The sequence below is a fragment of the Streptomyces sp. NPDC046859 genome, assembly GCF_040645135.1.
Lineage (GTDB): Bacteria > Actinomycetota > Actinomycetes > Streptomycetales > Streptomycetaceae > Streptomyces.
In genome coordinates this window covers 46778-65707 of sequence record NZ_JBEYXR010000027.1, presented here as the reverse complement: position 1 = coordinate 65707, position 18930 = coordinate 46778, and the positions used below count along the sequence as shown (strand labels likewise).

Sequence of the window (18930 nt, the reverse complement as noted above, 5' to 3'; positions counted from 1 at the left end):
TGGTCTTCGCGGGCGGGAGGGGGGCGTACGGGCCCCCGGGACGCGATCGGTCTCCCGGGCCCGGGTGCCGCAGAGAGCGGCGTCACACCCCTTGGGCAGCTCAAGAATGGCTCATATACCCCCGCTCATCTCACCTCTCGGCATAGCGTCGAAGCAGACCGGACACCCCGCGTCGCGGCGTTACACCGGAGGGGAAGAAACCGTACTTCCTTCAACGTCACGCAACGGCGCGCGACAGGAGCCAGAGGACAATGCAGACCAAGCTGGACGAAGCCAAGGCCGAGCTGCTCGAACGGGCCGCCCGGGTTGCTGAGAACAGCCCGGTCGGGGGGCACCTACCGACCGGGACCAAGAGCGAGGGCGGTTCCGGCACCCTGGACCACGACACGGTGCTCTCGTTCCTCCAGCGCTACTACCTGCACACCGCCCCGGAGGACCTGACCGACCGCGACCCGGTCGACGTCTTCGGAGCCGCCTTCTCGCACTACCGGCTGGCCGAGAACCGCCCGCAGGGCACGGCCAACGTCCGGGTCCACACGCCGACGGTCGAGGAGAACGGCTGGACCTGCAGCCACTCGGTCGTCGAGGTGGTCACCGACGACATGCCGTTCCTGGTGGACTCCGTCACCAACGAGCTGACCCGGCAGGGGCGGGGGATCCATGTGGTCATCCACCCCCAGGTCGTCGTCCGCCGCGACCTGACCGGCAAGCTCATCGAGGTGCTGCCCGCGGCGCCGGCCGGGGACCTCCCGCACGACACGCACATCGAGTCCTGGATCCACGTCGAGATCGACCGCGAGACCGACCGCGGGGACCTCAAGCAGATCACCGCCGACCTGATGCGCGTCCTGTCCGACGTCCGCGAGGCCGTCGAGGACTGGAGCAAGATGCGGGACGCGGCCCTGCGCATGGCCGACGAACTGCCCGGTGAGCCCCACTCCGACCTGCGCGAGCAGGAGTTCGAGGAGGCCCGCGAGCTGCTGCGCTGGCTGGCCGACGACCACTTCACCTTCCTCGGCTACCGCGAGTACGAGCTGCGCGAGGACGACTCGCTGGCCGCCGTGCCGGGCACCGGCCTGGGCATACTGCGCTCGGACCCGCACCACTCCGAGAGCGACGCCCACCCCGTCAGCCCGTCCTTCGAGCGGCTGCCCGCCGACGCCCGCGCCAAGGCCCGCGAGCACAAGCTGCTCATCCTCACCAAGGCCAACAGCCGGGCCACCGTGCACCGGCCGTCGTACCTCGACTACGTCGGCGTGAAGAAGTTCGACGAGAACGGCGAGGTCGTCGGCGAGCGCCGCTTCCTGGGCCTGTTCTCCTCGGCCGCCTACACCGAGTCCGTGCGCCGCGTCCCCGTGATCCGCCGCAAGGTCGACGAGGTGCTCAGCGGCGCCGGCTTCTCCCCGCACAGCCATGACGGGCGCGACCTGCTCCAGATCCTGGAGACCTACCCGCGCGACGAGCTGTTCCAGACCCCCGTCGACGAGCTGCGGTCCATCGCCACCTCGGTCCTCTACCTCCAGGAGCGCCGCCGGCTGCGGCTGTACCTGCGCCAGGACGAGTACGGCCGCTACTACTCGGCCCTCGTCTACCTCCCCCGCGACCGCTACACCACCGGCGTGCGCCTGCGGATCATCGACATCCTGAAGGAGGAGCTCGGCGGCACCAGCGTCGACTTCACCGCCTGGAACACCGAGTCGATCCTCTCCCGGCTGCACTTCGTGGTCCGCGTCCCGCAGGGCACCGAGCTGCCGCAGCTGTCCGACGCCGACAAGGAGCGCATCGAGGCCCGCCTGGTGGACGCCGCGCGGTCCTGGGCCGACGGCTTCGCCGACGCGCTCAACGCCGAACTCGGCGAGGAGCACGCCGCCGAGCTGTCGCGCCGCTACGGCAACGCCTTCCCCGAGGGCTACAAGGCCGACCACGGGCCGCGCTCCGCGGTCTCCGACCTCGTCCACATCGAACAGCTCACCGAGGAGAAGGACTTCTCGCTCAGCCTGTACGAGCCGGTCGGCGCCGCCCCCGAGGAGCGCCGCTTCAAGATCTACCGCAAGGGCGCGGCCGTCTCGCTGTCGGCCGTCCTGCCGGTGCTCAGCCGGCTCGGCGTCGAGGTCGTCGACGAGCGGCCCTACGAGCTGCGCTGCTCCGACCGCAGCGTCGCCTGGATCTACGACTTCGGCCTGCGCATGCCGAGCCAGGCCGCCGCCACCGACTACGTGGGCGACGACGCGCGCGAGCGGTTCTCCGAGGCGTTCGCGGCCACCTGGACCGGCAAGGCCGAGAACGACGGCTTCAACGCCCTCGTGCTGAGCGCCGGGCTGACCTGGCGGCAGGCGATGGTGCTGCGGGCGTACGCCAAGTACCTGCGGCAGGCCGGGTCGACCTTCTCGCAGGACTACATGGAGGACACCCTCCGCCACAACGTCCACACCACCCGGCTCCTCGTCTCCCTGTTCGAGGCGCGGCTGTCGCCGGACCGCCAGCGCGCGGGCCTGGAGATCGTGGACGCGCTGCTCGAGGAGCTCGACGCGGCCCTGGACCAGGTGGCGAGCCTGGACGAGGACCGGATCCTGCGGTCCTTCCTCACCGTCATCAAGGCGACGCTGCGCACCAACTTCTTCCAGGAGGCGGCCGACGGAGGGCCCCACGACTACGTCTCCATGAAGTTCGACCCGCAGGCCATCCCGGACCTCCCGGCGCCGCGCCCGGCGTACGAGATCTGGGTGTACTCGCCGCGCGTCGAGGGCGTGCACCTGCGCTTCGGCAAGGTCGCGCGCGGCGGTCTGCGCTGGTCCGACCGCCGTGAGGACTTCCGCACGGAGATCCTCGGCCTGGTCAAGGCGCAGATGGTGAAGAACACCGTGATCGTGCCGGTCGGCGCCAAGGGCGGCTTCGTCGCCAAACAGCTGCCCGACCCGGCCGTGGACCGGGACGCCTGGATGGCGGAGGGCATCGCCAGCTACCGGACGTTCATCTCGGCGCTACTCGACATCACCGACAACATGGTGGCGGGCGAGGTCGTGCCCCCGGCCGACGTCGTCCGGCACGACGGGGACGACACCTACCTCGTCGTCGCCGCCGACAAGGGCACCGCGAAGTTCTCCGACATCGCCAACGAGGTCGCCGAGTCCTACAACTTCTGGCTCGGGGACGCCTTCGCCTCCGGCGGCTCGGCCGGCTACGACCACAAGGGCATGGGCATCACCGCCCGCGGCGCCTGGGAGTCGGTCAAGCGGCACTTCCGCGAGCTCGGCGTCGACACGCAGAGCGAGGACTTCACGGTCGTCGGCATCGGCGACATGTCCGGTGACGTGTTCGGCAACGGCATGCTGCTCAGCGAGCACATCCGGCTGGTCGCCGCCTTCGACCACCGGCACATCTTCATCGACCCGAACCCGGACGCGGCGACCTCCTACGCCGAGCGCCGGCGCCTGTTCGAGCTGCCGCGCTCCAGCTGGGAGGACTACGACACCTCGCTGCTGTCGGCCGGTGGCGGCGTCTTCCCGCGCAGCGCCAAGGCCATCAGCGTCAACGCGCACATCCGTGAGGCCCTGGGCATCGAGGGCAAGGTCTCCAAGATGACCCCGGCCGAGCTGATGAAGGCCATCCTGCAGGCCCCGGTGGACCTGCTGTGGAACGGCGGCATCGGCACGTACGTCAAGGCCAGCACCGAGTCGAACGCCGACGTCGGCGACAAGGCCAACGACGCCATCCGCGTCGACGGCGCCGACCTGCGCGTCAAGGTCGTCGGCGAGGGCGGCAACCTGGGCCTGACCCAGCTCGGCCGGATCGAGTTCGCCCGCCAGGGCGGCCGGATCAACACCGACGCCATCGACAACAGCGCGGGTGTGGACACCTCCGACCACGAGGTGAACATCAAGATCCTGCTGAACGGCCTGGTCGCGGACGGCGACATGACGGTCAAGCAGCGCAACAAGCTGCTCGCCGAGATGACCGACGAGGTCGGCCACCTGGTCCTGCGCAACAACTACGCGCAGAACACGGCGATCGCCAACGCCCTCGCCCAGTCCAGCGCCATGCTCCACGCCCAGCAGCGCTTCATGAAGCACCTGGTCAGGGAGGGGCACCTGGACCGTGCGCTGGAGTTCCTGCCCACGGACCGGCAGATCCGCGAGCGCCTGAACTCCGACCACGGCCTGACCGGCCCGGAGACGGCCGTGCTGATGGCGTACACGAAGATCACGGTCGCCGACGAGCTGCTGCACACCTCGCTGCCGGACGACCCGTACCTGAGCACGCTGCTGCACGCCTACTTCCCGACGGCGCTGCGCGAGCGGTTCCCCGAGCACCTCGTCAGCCACCCGCTGCGGCGTGAGATCACCACGACCGTGCTGGTCAACGACACGGTCAACACGGGCGGTACGACGTATCTGCACCGGCTGCGCGAGGAGACCGGGGCCTCGCTGGAGGAGATCGTCCGGGCGCAGACCGTGGCCCGCGCGATCTTCCGCTCGGCGGAGGTGTGGGACGCGGTCGAGGCGCTCGACAACAAGGTCGAGGCCGCCGTCCAGACCCGTATCCGGCTGCACTCGCGGCGCCTGGTCGAGCGCGGCACGCGCTGGCTGCTGAACAACCGGCCGCAGCCGCTCGCGCTCGCCGACACCATCGACTTCTTCGCCGACCGGGTGGAGCAGGTGTGGTCGCAGCTGCCGAAGCTGCTGCGCGGCGCGGACCTGGACTGGTACCAGCAGATCCACGACGAGCTGACCGACGCCGGGGTGCCCGTCGAGGTGGCCCAGCGGGTCGCCGGGTTCTCCTCGGCGTTCCCGACGCTCGACATCGTCTCGGTGGCCGACCGCATGGGCAAGGACCCGATGGACGTCGCCGAGGTCTACTACGACCTCGGGGACCGGTTGCACATCAGCCAGCTCATGGACCGGATCATCGAACTGCCGCGGTCCGACCGCTGGCAGTCCATGGCCCGCGCCTCCATCCGCGAGGACCTGTACGCCGCCCACGCGGCACTCACCTCGGACGTCCTGGCGGTCGGCGACGGCGCCGCGACGCCCGAGCAGCGCTTCGAGGCGTGGGAGCGCAAGAACGCCGCGATCCTGAGCCGGGCGCGCACCACGCTGGAGGAGATCCGCAGCTCGGACGCGTTCGACCTGGCCAACCTCTCGGTGGCGATGCGCACCATGCGCACGCTGCTGCGGTCGCACACCTGAGCCGCCCGGCCGCCTGAGGCGGACGCGCGGCGGAGCGCCCCGGACCCACCCGGTCCGGGGCGCTCCCGCGTAACGGACAGAACGGGAATTACAGTGCCGGTGTGAGCACGATCCGGGCCACTCCGCCGAAGACGGCGGTCGTCGCGGGGGCCGCCGGCGCGCTGGTCCTCGTCCTGCTGCTCCTGGTGATCGTCCGGCTGCCGTGGGCCGGGGACCTCGGCATACACGCGGCGACCGTCGAACGGCTGCGGCACAGCCTGGCCGACCCCGGCAATCCCCTGGTCGACGCGGACACGCCCAGCCCCTACTACTCGCCGTGGATGCTGGTCCTCGGCTGCGTGGCGCGGGCGACCGGGCTGTCGGTCTTCGTGGTGCTGCGGCTCGGCGCCCTGGCGGGACTGGCGTTGCTGGTCACCGGCGTTCGGCGGTACGTGCGGACGCTGAGCGCCGACCGGGCGGCCCCCGCGCTCGCCCTGCTGTGCCTGGTGTTCCTGTGGGGGACGACCCTGTTCGCGTGGAGCGGTTTCCTGGGGCTGAACTCGCTGGCGCTGACGGTGTCGTACCCGAGTCTGTTCGCGCTCGGGGCGGCCTTCCACCTGTGGGCGTGGCTGGCACGGGCGGTACGGACGGAGGCCGGCTGGGGGGTGTGGCTCGGGCTCGGCCTGCTGTGGGCGGTGATCCTGCTCTGCCACCAGTTCTCCGGGGTCGTCGCCTCGCTCGGCGCGCTGGCCACGGTGGTCGCCGGGCGGCCGGGACGCGTGGTGGGGACACGGCTCGCGGGCGCCCTCGCCGTCGGCGCCGCGGTCCTGTGGGCGTGGCCGTACTACGACTTCTTCGCGCTGTTCGGGGCGGGGGCCGACCTGGAGTCGGTGCACCGGGGCCTGTACCGGGACCTGCCCGGGCGGTACTGGCTGGTGCTGCTCGGCGTGGCGGCGCTCGTGCCGAGATGGCGGCGGGACCGGCTCGATCCGCTGGTGCTGTTCCTCGGGCTGGGCGTGCTGGTCGTCGCGGCCGGCTGGCTGAGCGGGCACTACTCGTGGGGGCGGGCGCTGCCCGCCGTGCTGATCCCGGCACAGCTCGCCGCCGCGCTCGCGGTGGCCGGCGCACGGCCCGGCCGGTGGCGCACGGCCTGGGCGGCGGCACTATCGGCGGCGCTGCTGGCCGGGGCGTGGACGCAGATCGGCACCGTGGGCTACGTCGTGCCGCGCACCGCCCTGCCGCAGGCGGTCGCCGAGAAGTACCGGGAGCCGTGGACGGGGTACCACTGGCTGACCCCGTGGGTCCGGTACGGGGACGTCGTCATGGCCCGCACCCTGCCCGCGCGGCAGATCCCGGCGTACGGCCCGTACACCGTGGCGCCCGGCTACCCCGACTTCTTCCTGCCGGACGAGGACCGGCGGGCGGCGGCCGTGCGGACGTACTTCGCGCCGGGCACCCCACGGGAGGTGCGGCGCGCGATCGTGCGCGCGTACGGGGTGCGCTGGGTGGTGGACCGGGGGACCCCCGCGGTCGAGGGGCTGCGCAGGGTGGCCCGGGGCCCGGACGGGCAGGTGCTGTACGAGGTGCTGACACCCCCGGCAGGCTGAGCGCCCTACCGCAGCACGGTCCGCACCAGCCGGGCCGCCCTGCGCACCCTCGGCCGGTCGAGGCGCCGTACCAGCGGGCGCACCAGCCGGGCCGTCACGCCGACCGGCTGCCAGCGGATCTGCAGTCGCCCCGGGCCGCGGTTCTCCGGTTCGATCGTCACCCGGTGCGGGGCCGTGCCGGAGTGGTGGTCGATGCGCGTGGTGAGGACGGGGAAGGACAGGGGAGCCAGCAGGACGGCGGTGTGGGCGAGGCCCTGGTGCTCGACGCGGAGCAGGGGATGGCGGACGCCCGCGAAGCCGTGGTGGGGGACCGGCGCCGACGCCAGGTCCATGTGGACCCGGCCCTCGAAGACGCCGGGGCGCACCGGGGTGAGCCGGAAGGGCACCTTCAGGCGGCGCCGGCCCGGCGCGACGACGAGGCTCGCCCGTACCGGGCCCACGGGCAGGCGCAGCCCCGGGTCGTAGGTGCGCACGGCGAGGTCGACCGAGGCGCCGGGCCCCCGGGTGAGCTCGGTGATCTCGTGCCGGAACAGGGCGCTGCGGAAAGGGCGTGTGTCCAGCTCCAGGTCGGTGACGTCCAGCTCCCGGCGGGCCCTCCCGTCCGTGGGGACGGTGTCCCCCCAGTAGACGCGCCCGTCGGCGTCCGGAGTGACCTTCCGCGGGGCCACCCCGTGGCCGAGGCCGCGCGCGGCCAGCCGGGCCTCGGGCAGGCGGCGCTCGCGGACCAGCTGGAGCACCACGCGCTCCGGCCGGGGCAGCCGGGCGTAGGCCGCCGGGGAGAGGGTGTCGAGGTAGGGGGTCATGAGGTCGGCGAACGAGGCCAGCCAGCGGTCGTCGCGGTAGGGCAGGTCGCCCGCGTACATCCGGAAGTCGTGCTTGAGGAACTTGTAGTCCTTGTCCTCGCGCAGGCCGGCGTGCCCGCTGTCGGTGAGGAAGCCGTCGATGAGCCGCTGGACGGCGACCCGGTCGCGGACGTTCTCGAGCCGGTCGCGCTGGTTGGAGATGGAGGCGGTGTCCGCGGCCGCGAAGGGCGCGATGTGCCAGCGGTACACCGGCTCCGGGATGATCGTGAACTCCTTGGCGAGGCAGTACGCCTGCGTGGTGAACAGCTGGTCCTCGTAGTGGATGCCCTCGGGGAACCGCAGGTCGTGCCGGTCCAGGAAGGCCCGCGCGTACATCTTGCTCGTCGACAGGTGCTCGAAGAGCAGCCGGGGTTCGGACTCGATCCCGAGGACCGTGCGCCGCTCGGCGACCAGGTGCGGCATCCACCGCGTCCGGCGGCCGCCGTCCTCGCGGACCCGGACGACCGCGCCCATGGCGAAGTCGATCTCCCGTTCCCGGTGGGCCGCGAGCAGCAGCCCGACCGCGTCCTCGGTCAGTTCGTCGTCGCTGTCGAGGAACATCACGTACGGGGCCGTCGCGACGTCCAGGGCGCGGTTGCGCGGGGCACTGCACCCGCCGCTGTTCTCGGGCAGCCGCAGATGCCGGACCCGGGGGTCCCGGGCCGCGAACTCCCGGGCGACGAACGGCGTCCCGTCGGTCGAGTGGTCGTCGCTGATGATGATCTCGATGTCGCCGTGGGTCTGCCGGAGCACCGACTCCACGGCCCGGGGGAGACGGTCGGCGTCGTTGTAGACGATGATCGTCACCGTGACGTCCGGAGTCATACGGCCTCCCGGGGGCTCGGCGCGGGCGTGCGGTCCTCCAGCGGGACCACCGGCGGCAGGGCGTCCTCGCTCTCGCCGAGGAAGACCCGGCGCACGACCCGTTCGGCGGCGTGCCCGTCGTCGTACTCGCAGAAGCGGCGGCGGAACGCGGCCCGTGCCTTCGCGGCGCCCTCGTCCTGCCAGGCCCCGGTGGTGAGGATCTCGGTCAGCTCCCCCTGGGTGCGGGCCACCTGGCCCGGCGGCTCGGCCATCAGGTCGAAGTAGACCCCGCGGGTGGAGCGGTAGGTCTCCCAGTCGTCGGCGTACACGACGATCGGGCGGTCCAGGTTGGCGTAGTCGAACATGATCGACGAGTAGTCCGTGACCAGGGCGTCCGAGGCCAGCGCCAGGTCCTCGACCGGGTCGTAGGAGGAGACGTCGATGATCCGCCCGGTGCGGCGCAGGGCGGTCAGCGGGGAGGGCGTGCCGTCGTAGAAGTAGTGGCCGCGCACCAGCAGGACCGTGTCCTCGCCCAGCCGGTCGGCGAGGGTGGCGAGGTCGAGGCGGGGGGTCCAGCCGGCCTCGTAGTCGCGGTGGGTGGGGGCGTAGAGGATCGCGCGGCGCTCCGGGGCGATGCCCAGGCGGGCGCGGATCGCCCGGATGTCGGCCGCGGTGGCGCGGTAGTAGACGTCGTTGCGCGGATAGCCGTGGTCGAGCGAGACGAAACGGGACGGGTACGCGCGCTCCCACATCCGGGTGGAGTGGCTGTTCGCGGAGACACTGAAGTCCCACTTGTCGATCCGCGACAGCAGGGCCGGGAAGTCCAGCCCCTTGGCGGCGGCCGGGAAGTCCATCTGGTCCACGCCCATGCGCTTGAGCGGGGTGCCGTGGTGGGTCTGGAGGTGGACGGCGTCCGGGCGCTTCACGACGGAGTTCGGGAAGTTGACGTTGTTGACCAGGTACTTCGCCGTCGCGAGCACCTCTCGGTAGCGGGCGGTGCCCGGGAGCACATGGGCGGTGTGCGGGGGCAGGAGCGCCGCGTTCTCCGGGGTGACCACCCACACGGGCTGGATCTGCGGGGCGAGTTCGGTCAGCTTGGCCGCGATCGCCGCCGGGTTGCAGGCCACGCCCCGGTACCAGTACGCGGCGAACACGGCGAGTCCCGGGTCGACGGGCCGGGACAGGGACGCCCGGTACTGCCGGTCGCCGAGCGCGTCCGCGATCCGGCGCCGGGTGGTCCGTACGGCCGCGCGTGTGGTGCGGCGGGCCCGGTTGGCGGCCTGGAACGCCCGGTACCTGCTGTACGCGTTCTCCTCCAGCAGGGCGCGGCGCATGCCCTCGGGCCCGGAGGGGCGGCGGTATTCGGGCGGCCGGTACCGCACGGCCGCGTCGGCGGCCCGGCGGAAGAACTCCCGGGCCACGGCGTCGGGCAGGGCGGTGCGGGCGAAGGTGCGCAGACAGGTGCGGACCATGACGTCGTACAGCACGGCGTACGGCACCTGGGCGGCCGCTCCGGGCCGGGCGTCGGCACGCTCGCGCGCGAGGTCCAGGAGTGCCGTGTACCTCTCGACGAGGGCGTAGTGGTCCTCGGGGGCGACCGGGGGCAGGCTCTCGGGGCGCAGTTCGTGGTGGAGGTACGCCACCTGGTCGCAGGCGGCGACCTGGCCGGCGAGCAGCAGGGCGGCGTACGCGGCGGACGCCTCGTCGCCGGCGGTGAGCCGCTCCTCGTGCGCCCGCCAGAAGGAGGCGCGCAGCGCCCGGTTGCCCAGCAGCGGGGTGACGCGCAGCGCGCTGCGGGCGATGTCGTCCAGGAGGCGGGGGGCCCGGCCCGCGCGGGCGAGCAGGCGGCCGTCGGGGGAGGGCAGACCGGTGGTCTCCCAGGTGGAGCGGACGTGGTCGAGGAGGAGGACGTCCACCTCGTCCGGGAGCTCCGCGACGCGTTCGGCGACCAGGCGCGGACCGCCCGCGGGCAGACCGTCCGCGGAGTGCGCGAAGTGCAGCCAGCGGCCCGAGGCGCGGGCCGCCCCCGCCGCGCGGGCCGCCGCGTCGCCGGTCCCCTCCGGAAGGGGCAGCACCAGCAGGTCCGGGGTGTGGCGCCGGGCCGTCTCCTGGGCCCAGGCGCCGACCGCGGCGACGACCACCTCGACGTCGCCGTGGGGGTGGCCGGCGAGGGAGTCCAGGAGCCCGGTCAGCCGGTCCTGCGTGTTCGGCCCGTGGACGACGACGCTGAGCTCGGGCATCGCATGGACTCCTTCACCGTCGTCATCGCCGTGGGGCACCCTGCTCGGCCATAGTGGCACTTATAGGACGAAAGGGTGAGCCCGGATTGCGCCTCACGAGGGAACGGGAGCCGCCGTCCGGGGCTTCGGCTTCGGCTTGGCCGCCTTGTCGCCGGTGAACGCCTCGTACTCCCTCAGCACCTCGTCGGTCGGCCCGTCCATGCGCAGCTCTCCCCGCTCCAGCCAGAGCACGCGCTCGCAGGTGTCGCGGATCGACTTGTTGTTGTGGCTGACGAGGAACACCGTGCCGGCGCGCTTGCGCAGCTCGCGGATGCGGGCCTCGGAGCGCTTCTGGAAGGAGCGGTCGCCGGTGGCCAGCGCTTCGTCGATCAGGAGTACGTCGTGGTCCTTGGCGGCGGCGATGGAGAACCGCAGCCGGGCCGCCATGCCCGAGGAGTACGTGCGCATGGGAAGGGTGATGAAGTCGCCCTTGTCGTTGATGCCGGAGAAGTCGACGATCTCCTGGTAGCGCTCCTTGACCTGCTCGCGGGACATGCCCATCGCGAGCCCGCCCAGATGGACGTTGCGCTCCCCGGTCAGGTCGTTCATCAGGGCGGCGTTCACGCCGAGGAGGGAGGGCTGGCCGTCGGTGAAGATCCGGCCGTTCTCCACGGGCAGCAGACCGGCGACCGCCTTGAGCAGGGTCGACTTGCCCGAGCCGTTGGTGCCGATGAGGCCGATGGCCTCGCCCCGGTACGCGACGAAGGACACGTTCCGCACGGCGTGCACCGTGCGCACGCCGGCCGCCTTCTCGGCCCGGCCGCGGCGCAGGATGCGGTTGAGCGCGGCGGTGGCCGAACCCCGGCCCGCGCCCGTGCCGTTGACGCGGTAGACGATGTCGACGCCGTCGGCGACGACGGTGGGGACCCTCTCGCTGTGCTCAGCCACGGCCGTACGTCTCCTCAGCCTTCCAGAAGTAGATGAAACCGCCGACGCCGGCGAGCAGGGCCCAGCCGGCCGCGAGCGCCCAGACGTGCGGCGGGAGCTGGCTCGCCCGGAAGCTGTCGATCAGGGCGAAGCGCATCAGGTCGATGTAGACGGCGGCCGGGTTGGCCTGCAGGACCGCGGTCACCCAGGAGGGCGCGTCCGTGTGCTTGGTCATGATGTGGCTGATGCTGAACATCACGCCGGACGCGTACATCCACGTCCGCAGCAGGAACGGCATCAGCTGGGCGATGTCCGGCGTCCTGGCGCCCATCCGGGCCACGACCAGGGAGACGCCCGCGTTGAAGGTGAACTGCAGCACCAGCGCCGGGAGCGCCAGCAGCCAGGAGGCGGCGACCGGGACGCCGAAGCACAGCAGGATCACGACCAGCGCCGCCATGGAGAACAGCAACTGCTGGAGCTGCTGGAGGCAGAAGGAGATCGGCAGCGCCGCCCGGGGGAAGTGCAGGGCGCGCACCAGCCCCAGGTTCCCGGAGATCGCGCGGGTGCCCGCCATGATCGAGCTCTGTGTGAACGTCCAGACGAACACGCCGGTGACCAGGAACGGGACGAAGTCCGGCACGCCCCGGCTGGTGCCCATCAGCTTGCCGAAGATGAGGTAGTACACCGCCGCGTTGAGCAGCGGCGTCAGCACCTGCCAGACCTGGCCGAGCTTCGCCTGGCTGTACTGGGCGGTGAGCTTGGCGGTGGAGAACGCCGTGATGAAGTGCCGCCGCGCCCACAGTTGGCGGACGTACTGCGGCAGCGTGGGGCGGGCGCCGCTGACCGACAGCCCGTGCCGGGCTGCCAGGGCCGCGAGGTCGGTCCCGGGCGGCGCCTCGGCCGTCCGGGGCGGTGTGTGCAGGGCTTGAGTCACATCCGCTGCTTTCACTGGGAGAGGGGGCGGGAGGGGACGCGGGGGGCGAGAGCCGGTGCGGCTTTCTCACCGTTCTCGTCGTCTTCTCTTACGTCGGGACGGGACCGTTTCGTCGCAACGCGAGGGTAGGACGCTTCGGCGTCGGAACGCAACCGTTTCGTCGTGACGGGAGGATGGACGGCGGGCGAACGGGCGGTGGCCGCGTGCGTGGGGACGGTGCCGTATCGTCGTGACGCTCTATGCTGTCCGCATGACCGACGCCGATCAGTCCTCGACGCCGCCGCGCCGCCGGGCCCCCGCCGGAGCGGCCGTGCTCCGGGAGGACGTGACCGAGGCGATCCGGGCGGCCGTCTTCGAGGAACTGGCGGCCGTCGGCTACGCGCGGATGTCGATCGAGGGCATCGCTCGCCGCGCGGGCGTCGGCAAGACGGCCGTGTACCGGCGCTGGCGTTCCAAGCTGCACCTGGTGCTCGACGTGGTCTCCGCGGTCGCGGTGCTGGGCCTGCCCGTCCCGGACACCGGGACCCTGGAGGGTGATCTGCGGCTGCTCTACGAGGTGACCGCGCGGGCGCTGCGGCATCCCCTGGCCTCGCAGATCCTCCCCGATCTGCAGGCCGAGGCCGCCCGCAGTCCGGAGATCGCCGAGGCCGTGCAGAAGGCGCTGCGCGACGGCCAGGCGAGCGTCGCCAGCACCATCGTGCGGGCCGCCGAGCAGCGCGGGGAGGTCCGGGCCGGCCTCGACGAGGAGCTGGCCCTCGACCTGATCTCCGGCCCGCTGTACTGGCGCTCGGTCGTCATCCGCAGCCCGAGGCTGCCCAAGGGCCACCTAGACGCCCTGTCCCGCGCCACCTCGGCGGCCCTCAAGGCCCTCTGACCGCGCCCGGCGGCCGCACTCAGTCCCGGGCGGCCCCGGGGTGGCTGCGCACCCAGCCGTCCCAGGCCGACGTGATCATGTCGCGGACGTCGTACTTCGCCTTCCAGCCCAGCTCGGTCGCGATGCGGTCCGCGGACGCGACCACGCGCGCCGGGTCGCCGGGGCGGCGCGGGGTGACCGTCGGCGGGCGGTCGTAGCCGGTGACGGCGTTGATCAGGTCGATCATCTCGCGCACCGACACGCCCTCGCCCCGGCCGATGTTGAGGGTGAGGGAGTGGCCCGGCGAGGACTGCAGGGCGCGGGCCGCGGCCACATGGGCCTCGGCGAGGTCGACCACATGGATGTAGTCGCGCACGCAGGTGCCGTCCGGGGTCGGGTAGTCGTCGCCGAAGATGCGCGGGGCCGCGCCCTGCGTCAGCTTCTCGAAGACCATCGGGACGACGTTGAGGACACCGGTGTCGGCGAGTTCCGGGGCGGCGGCGCCCGCCACGTTGAAGTAGCGCAGCGACGCCGTGGACAGGCCCGTCGCCCGGCCCGTCGCCCGGACCAGCCATTCGCCCGCCAGCTTGGTCTCGCCGTACGGCGAGATCGGCGCGCACGGCGTCTCCTCGGTCACCAGGTCGACGTCCGGTGTGCCGTAGACGGCCGCCGAGGAGGAGAGGACGAAGGAGCGCACGTGGGACGTGGCCGTGACCGCCTCCAGCAGGACGCGCAGACCCTCGACGTTCTCCCGGTAGTAGAGCAGCGGCCGGTCGACGGACTCGCCGACCTGCTTCTTCGCCGCCAGGTGGACCACGCCGGTGATCCGGTGGGCGGCGAGGGCGCGGGCGACCCGGTCGCGGTCCAGGGTGGAGCCGACGACCAGCGGGACGCCGTCGGGCACCCGGTCGGCGATGCCCGTGGACAGGTCGTCGTACACCACGGCACGCTCGCCCGCCTGGGTCATCGCCCGTACCACGTGTGCTCCGATGTAACCGGCGCCGCCGGTGATCAGCCAGGTCATGTGCGGCCGTCCCCTCATCAATGGCCAGTGCTCGTGCATGGTCGGTGTCGCTGTCAGTGAAGCAGGCGGCGGAGTCTGCCGCGTACGACGGACAGGACTCCCCGCACTCCCGGGGCGACGCGTACGGCGAGCGCCCCGGAGTGGGTGGCGTACGGCTGGACGAGGACCACGGTGTGCCCGGCGCCCAGGACCGCGCGGCGGCGCAGCGCGCCGGTGCCCGCGACGGCGTGCGCGGTGACCTCGCGGTCGGCGCCCTCCCGGAAGCGGACGCGCAGCCGCAGGTCCCAGGTGCCGGCGCCGAACGCGGCCCAGCGCACCGGGCTCTCGGCCCGCCAGGTCTCGCCGTCCGGCTCCGGCAGCCGCACGGGCGCGGGCGGCCCCGCCGTGCGCCCCGTCTCCCGGCAGCGCCACTCCACCTCCAGCGCCTCGGGCCGGGCGCGTGCCACCCGCCCGTACATCTCGTGCAGGCGCAGCCGCAGGACGGCGGTGCGCGCGCCGGGGCGCAGTTCCGCGTCCACGGCGAGCGGGAGGACCTCGACGGGCCGCGTCAGCAGTTGTTCCAGGGTGACCTGGGGGAGCCCGGCCGACCAGACCGGGGTGCCGTCGGCGGCCCGGGCGTACGGCGGCACCAGGCGGGCGGGGCGGGAGGCGAGGTCGCGCAGCCGGGGCAGGTCGAGAGGCTCGGGTGAGGCCAGGACGATCCGCCCGATCAGGCGGCCCGGCGCGCTCGGGTTGTGCGCCCAGTCCGAGGCGTCGTACTCGGCGAGGTACGCACGGGTGTGCGTCCACCACGCGCGCTGGTAGGACGCGTCGCGCAGTCCCAGCTCGCGGGCGTACATCCGCAGCTCGTGGTCGAGGAACTTGGCGCGCGCGGCCCGGGCCAGCTCCTTCTGCCCGGAGCCCAGCAGGATCTCGTGGGCGAGCCGGCTCGCCTCCGTGCGGGCCCGCCAGTTGGCGACGTCCGCGCGGTCCAGGGAGATCGACAGACGGCCCGCCGCGCGGCGCACGTGCCAGACGTAGACCCGGTCGGGGACGAGGGCGACGCGCGGGCGGGCGGCGAGGACGCGCGCGGTGAAGACGAAGTCCTCGTAGGGGAAGCGGCCCTCGGGGAAGCGGATGCCGTGCGCGCGCAGGAAGTCGGTGCGGTAGAGCTTGTTCACGCAGAGGGTGTCGTGGACCAGGCGCGGGCGCTGCGCGGGGCGTTCGAACACGGCGTGCGCGGCGTACAGGGACGGCTCCCAGGGCACCTCGCGCCCCTCGGGCAGCTCCCGCCGTACGCACAGGCCGCCCGCGACCTGTGCGCCGGCGCCGTCCGCCGCCGTGAGCAGGGCGCGGGCGGCGCCCGGAGGCAGGACGTCGTCGCTGTCCAGGAACATGACGTACGGCGCGGTCACCCGGTCCAGGCCGGTGTTGCGCGGGCTGCCGCAGCCGCCGCTGTTGACCAGCCGCCGCACGACCCGTACGCGCGGCTCGCCGGCGGCGAGGGCGGTCAGCCGGGCCGCGCTGTCGTCGGTGGAGCAGTCGTCGACGGCGATCACCTCCCGCACGACGGGGCCCTGGGCCAGCGCCGAGCGGACGGCGGTCGTCACATGGGCGGCGTCGTCGTAGCCGATGACGACCACGGCGACCTGCCGGTCGGGCGCGGTGGGCGGGGGCGGTGGGTGCATGGGGCCACGGTCCGGGTCGTAGGGATGGTGCGGCAGATCCCGTGGGGCGGGAGGCACGGCCCGTGGCGGAAGACGATGACGACCGCGGGCCGGTTCAGTGCTCGTCACCGCGGATCGTAGGACGGACAAAAGGAGCCGATGCGGAGATACGCCGCAGTCGCTTCTTGAACGTCAGCTAATAGTACGAATGGTGGTCCCTGAGTGGCCCGAAGGCGGCCAGGGTGCTGAAATCCCTAACCTCGCGCCGCGTCCAGCGCCGCCGCGTCCAGCGCGGAGGTGAGCTGGTCGAGCCGCTCGCGCAGCTCGCGGATCTCCTCCACCTCGAACCCGGTGGCCGCGGCGATCCGGCGCGGCACCTGGAGCGCCCGCTCGCGCAGGGCCTCGCCCTCCTCCGTCAGCCGCACCTCCACCGAGCGCTCGTCGCGGGCGCTGCGCTCCCGGTGCACCAGGCCGGCCGCCTCCAGCCGCTTGAGCAGCGGCGACAGGGTGCCGGAGTCCAGGCGCAGCTGCTCGCCGAGCCGCTTCACGGGCAGTTCGCCCTGCTCCCACAGCACCAGCATCACCAGGTACTGCGGGTAGGTGAGGCCCAGATCCTTCAGGATCACGCGGTAGACGCCGCCGAAGGCGCGCGAGGCCGCGTTCAGGGAGAAGCAGATCTGCTGGTCGAGGCGGAGCCAGTCGGCCGTGGGCGTGGTCGTCATGCCTCCAGGGTATCTCCCCTGTGCGCCATTCAGTTGCACGCAATTGAATGGCGTGCTCTACTTGCGGTCATGCGGCGGCCCCGGGACGGAACGGGGCGGACCGCTCAGTCACGGACGCCCCGGCCTCCGTCACGACCCACGAGAAGGATGGTTCTCCATGGACGCGCTCTACACCGCAGTCGCCACCGCCACCCACGGCCGTGACGGTCGCACCGTCTCCAACGACGGCCGCATCGACCTCAAGCTGGCCCCGCCGGCGGAGCTGGGCGGCAACGGTCAGGGCACCAACCCGGAGCAGCTGTTCGCCGCCGGGTACGCCGCCTGCTTCGGCAGCGCGCTCGGCCTCGTCGGCCGCCAGGCCAAGATCGACGTCTCCGAGGCCGCCGTCACCGCCGAGGTCGGCATCGGCAAGCAGGGCGAGGGCTTCGCCCTCAAGGTCACCCTGCGCATCGAGCTGCCCGACACCCTCGACGAGCCGACCGGCCGCAAGCTGGTCGAGCAGGCCCACCAGGTCTGCCCCTACTCCAACGCCACCCGCGGCAACATCCCCGTCGAGCTCGTCATCGAGTAACCCCGGCCCGTCAGCCGATCCGCGCCAGTACCTCCCCCGTCTCCCGGCTCCACGCCACGACGACCGCCTCCTCCGGCACCTCCTTCCAGCGCGTCAGCAGCAGCCAGCGCGCGTGGTACCGGCGGGCGACGGCCGTACGCGTGGCGCGGGTCGAGTCGGGGGAGAGGTACGCGCGGACGTCGGCGAGCCGGCGCTCCCGCTCCCGCTCGTCCAGTGCCGGGTCCGGCCACACCGGCGCGGCGAGGTTCACCCCGTAGCCGGGCAGGGAGCGCGGGGCGTAGTGCCCGTCGGAGACGACCACCTCGCCCTTCGCCACATGCCGCGCCACCCACGCGTACGACGGCCAGCGCGACGGCTGCTCCAGCCCCAGCGGACCCAGGGCGCGCGGCAGCACCGCCCCGCCCTGCACGGTGAGGAACCCGGCGCAGGCACCGGCCGCGGCGGCCAGGCCCAGCGCCCGGCGCGCCGCGCCCCACGGCCGGGGCGCCGCCAGCTCCACCGCCAGCGCGAACTGGAGCGGCACCAGGGTGAGCCCGAGGATCCTGCCGTAGGTGTAGCGGCCGCTGACCCAGCCGTACGCCACCAGCAGGCAGTCGAGGGCGAACAGCAGCACCAGCGGATCCCGCCAGGACGCGCGGCGCCCGCGCAGCCACAGCGCGGGCAGGCCCAGCAGCGCCAGCCAGAACTGCCCGCCCAGGTGCTCGTACAGCTGCCGGTGCATCGCGTCCACGCTGCCGTCCCCGGCCAGCGCGAACACGTCGTAGTACGGCCAGGACGCGGCGACGGCCGCCGCCACGGCCGCCGTCAGCCCCCAGCGCAGCGCCGCGGCCGCGTGCCACGGACCCTGCCGGCCGGCGACGAACGCCACCGCCCCCAGGGCCGCGGCCACCGCCGTGATCGGATGGACCAGCACGATCAGCCCGTAGAGCACACCGAGCCCGGCGTACCCGGCCCAGCCCGGCAGGCCGCTCGGCCCGACGTACCGGACCGCCCGCCCGCCGCGGGCGCGCGCCCCGGTCAGCGCCCAGGCCCAGAAGGTGAGCCCGATGGCGAACGCCGAGGGATACCCGAGGTTCCCCGTCATCGACATCAGGTTCAGATAGCCGCTCCACCAGGCCCGTTCCGTGCCCCACAGCAGCGTCATCGCGCCCAGCGCCAGCACCGGCGCCCACGGCCGCGGGGTCAGCACGCGCGTCAGCCGCCCGATTCCGGTCAGCAGGACCAGCAGGTTCAGCACCCCGGCCAGCCGCACCACCTCCCAGCCGCCCAGCCCGGTGAGCAGCGCGAACACGGCCTCGGCGACCGCGTACGGCGAGTAGTAGGGGCTCCCCGCGCCCGGCAGGTCCGCCATCGGATGGCGCGGGTGGAACAGGTCCGCCCGCAGCCGCTCCACGACCGCCGCGTGCTGCCCCGCGTCACAGCACAGCGGCACCGCCCAGTACGCCAGCAGCATCACCAGGCAGAACACGAACCCGACGGCCTGGTACGGGGTCGGACGCGGGCCGCGACCGCCGCGCAGCGCGCTCGCGCCGCGCACGGCCCGCCGTACGAGGGTCCCGGCGGGGGCACCCGCGGCCCGGGTCGAGGAGGGTGTGGGGGTGGCAGGCATCTGCCGA

Annotated in this window: 12 protein-coding genes; 4 read left to right on the top strand and 8 right to left on the bottom strand. The window is 73.0% G+C overall.

From position 1 onward, the window contains the following. Positions 1–251: 251 nt before the first annotated feature. Together ABZ899_RS30085 and ABZ899_RS30080 are read left to right on the top strand one after the other, a co-directional pair. Positions 252–5186, top strand: coding sequence for an NAD-glutamate dehydrogenase (locus tag ABZ899_RS30085; protein WP_361352020.1), 4935 nt, complete (start codon positions 252–254; stop codon positions 5184–5186). 101 nt (positions 5187–5287) lie between these two features. Next, on the top strand, positions 5288–6772 hold the full coding sequence (locus ABZ899_RS30080) for a hypothetical protein (protein ID WP_361352017.1): 1485 nt from the start codon (positions 5288–5290) through the stop codon (positions 6770–6772). A gap of 5 nt (positions 6773–6777) precedes the next feature. Here the strand turns inward: ABZ899_RS30080 and ABZ899_RS30075 are convergent, their stop codons facing one another. The 4 genes from ABZ899_RS30075 to ABZ899_RS30060 form a co-directional block, all read right to left on the bottom strand. Further along, positions 6778–8439 (bottom strand): glycosyltransferase family 2 protein, encoded by a 1662-nt coding sequence (locus ABZ899_RS30075; protein WP_361352014.1) that lies wholly within the window; start codon positions 8437–8439, stop codon positions 6778–6780. Then, positions 8436–10658 (bottom strand): CDP-glycerol glycerophosphotransferase family protein, encoded by a 2223-nt coding sequence (locus ABZ899_RS30070; RefSeq protein WP_361352011.1) that lies wholly within the window; start codon positions 10656–10658, stop codon positions 8436–8438. Before ABZ899_RS30070 ends, ABZ899_RS30075 begins: the two co-directional genes overlap by 4 nt. Before the next feature lie 93 nt (positions 10659–10751). Then, entirely contained in the window at positions 10752–11585 is an 834-nt protein-coding gene (locus tag ABZ899_RS30065; protein WP_361352008.1) for an ABC transporter ATP-binding protein, read from the bottom strand. After that, positions 11578–12498, bottom strand: a complete 921-nt coding sequence (locus tag ABZ899_RS30060) for an ABC transporter permease (protein WP_361352005.1) — start codon at positions 12496–12498, stop codon at positions 11578–11580. The genes ABZ899_RS30065 and ABZ899_RS30060 overlap by 8 nt, the downstream gene beginning before the upstream one ends. Before the next feature lie 250 nt (positions 12499–12748). Here ABZ899_RS30060 and ABZ899_RS30055 point away from each other — a divergent pair, with 250 nt between their 5' ends. Further along, positions 12749–13372, top strand: coding sequence for a TetR/AcrR family transcriptional regulator (locus ABZ899_RS30055; RefSeq protein WP_361352002.1), 624 nt, complete (start codon positions 12749–12751; stop codon positions 13370–13372). 19 nt (positions 13373–13391) lie between these two features. Here the strand turns inward: ABZ899_RS30055 and galE are convergent, their stop codons facing one another. The 3 genes from galE to ABZ899_RS30040 all read right to left on the bottom strand — a co-directional run bounded on the left by galE (position 13392) and on the right by ABZ899_RS30040 (position 16743). After that, positions 13392–14375: a UDP-glucose 4-epimerase GalE gene (gene galE / locus ABZ899_RS30050; protein WP_361351999.1), complete on the bottom strand. Its 984-nt coding sequence runs from the start codon at positions 14373–14375 to the stop codon at positions 13392–13394. A gap of 53 nt (positions 14376–14428) precedes the next feature. Next, positions 14429–16042, bottom strand: a complete 1614-nt coding sequence (locus ABZ899_RS30045; protein ID WP_361351996.1) for a glycosyltransferase family 2 protein — start codon at positions 16040–16042, stop codon at positions 14429–14431. Between the two features lie 233 nt (positions 16043–16275). Next, a complete protein-coding gene (locus tag ABZ899_RS30040; RefSeq protein WP_361351993.1) occupies positions 16276–16743 on the bottom strand; it encodes a MarR family transcriptional regulator in 468 nt (155 codons plus the stop codon). Positions 16744–16900: 157 nt separating this feature from the next. Here ABZ899_RS30040 and ABZ899_RS30035 point away from each other — a divergent pair, with 157 nt between their 5' ends. Further along, the gene (locus ABZ899_RS30035) at positions 16901–17314 is read left to right on the top strand and encodes an organic hydroperoxide resistance protein (protein ID WP_361351990.1); all 414 of its coding nucleotides are present in this window, start codon (positions 16901–16903) and stop codon (positions 17312–17314) included. Positions 17315–17324: 10 nt separating this feature from the next. Here the strand turns inward: ABZ899_RS30035 and ABZ899_RS30030 are convergent, their stop codons facing one another. Beyond that, positions 17325–18923 carry a hypothetical protein gene (locus tag ABZ899_RS30030; protein WP_361351987.1) on the bottom strand — a complete coding sequence of 533 codons (1599 nt, stop codon included), beginning with the start codon at positions 18921–18923 and terminating at the stop codon, positions 17325–17327. Positions 18924–18930: the final 7 nt, after the last annotated feature.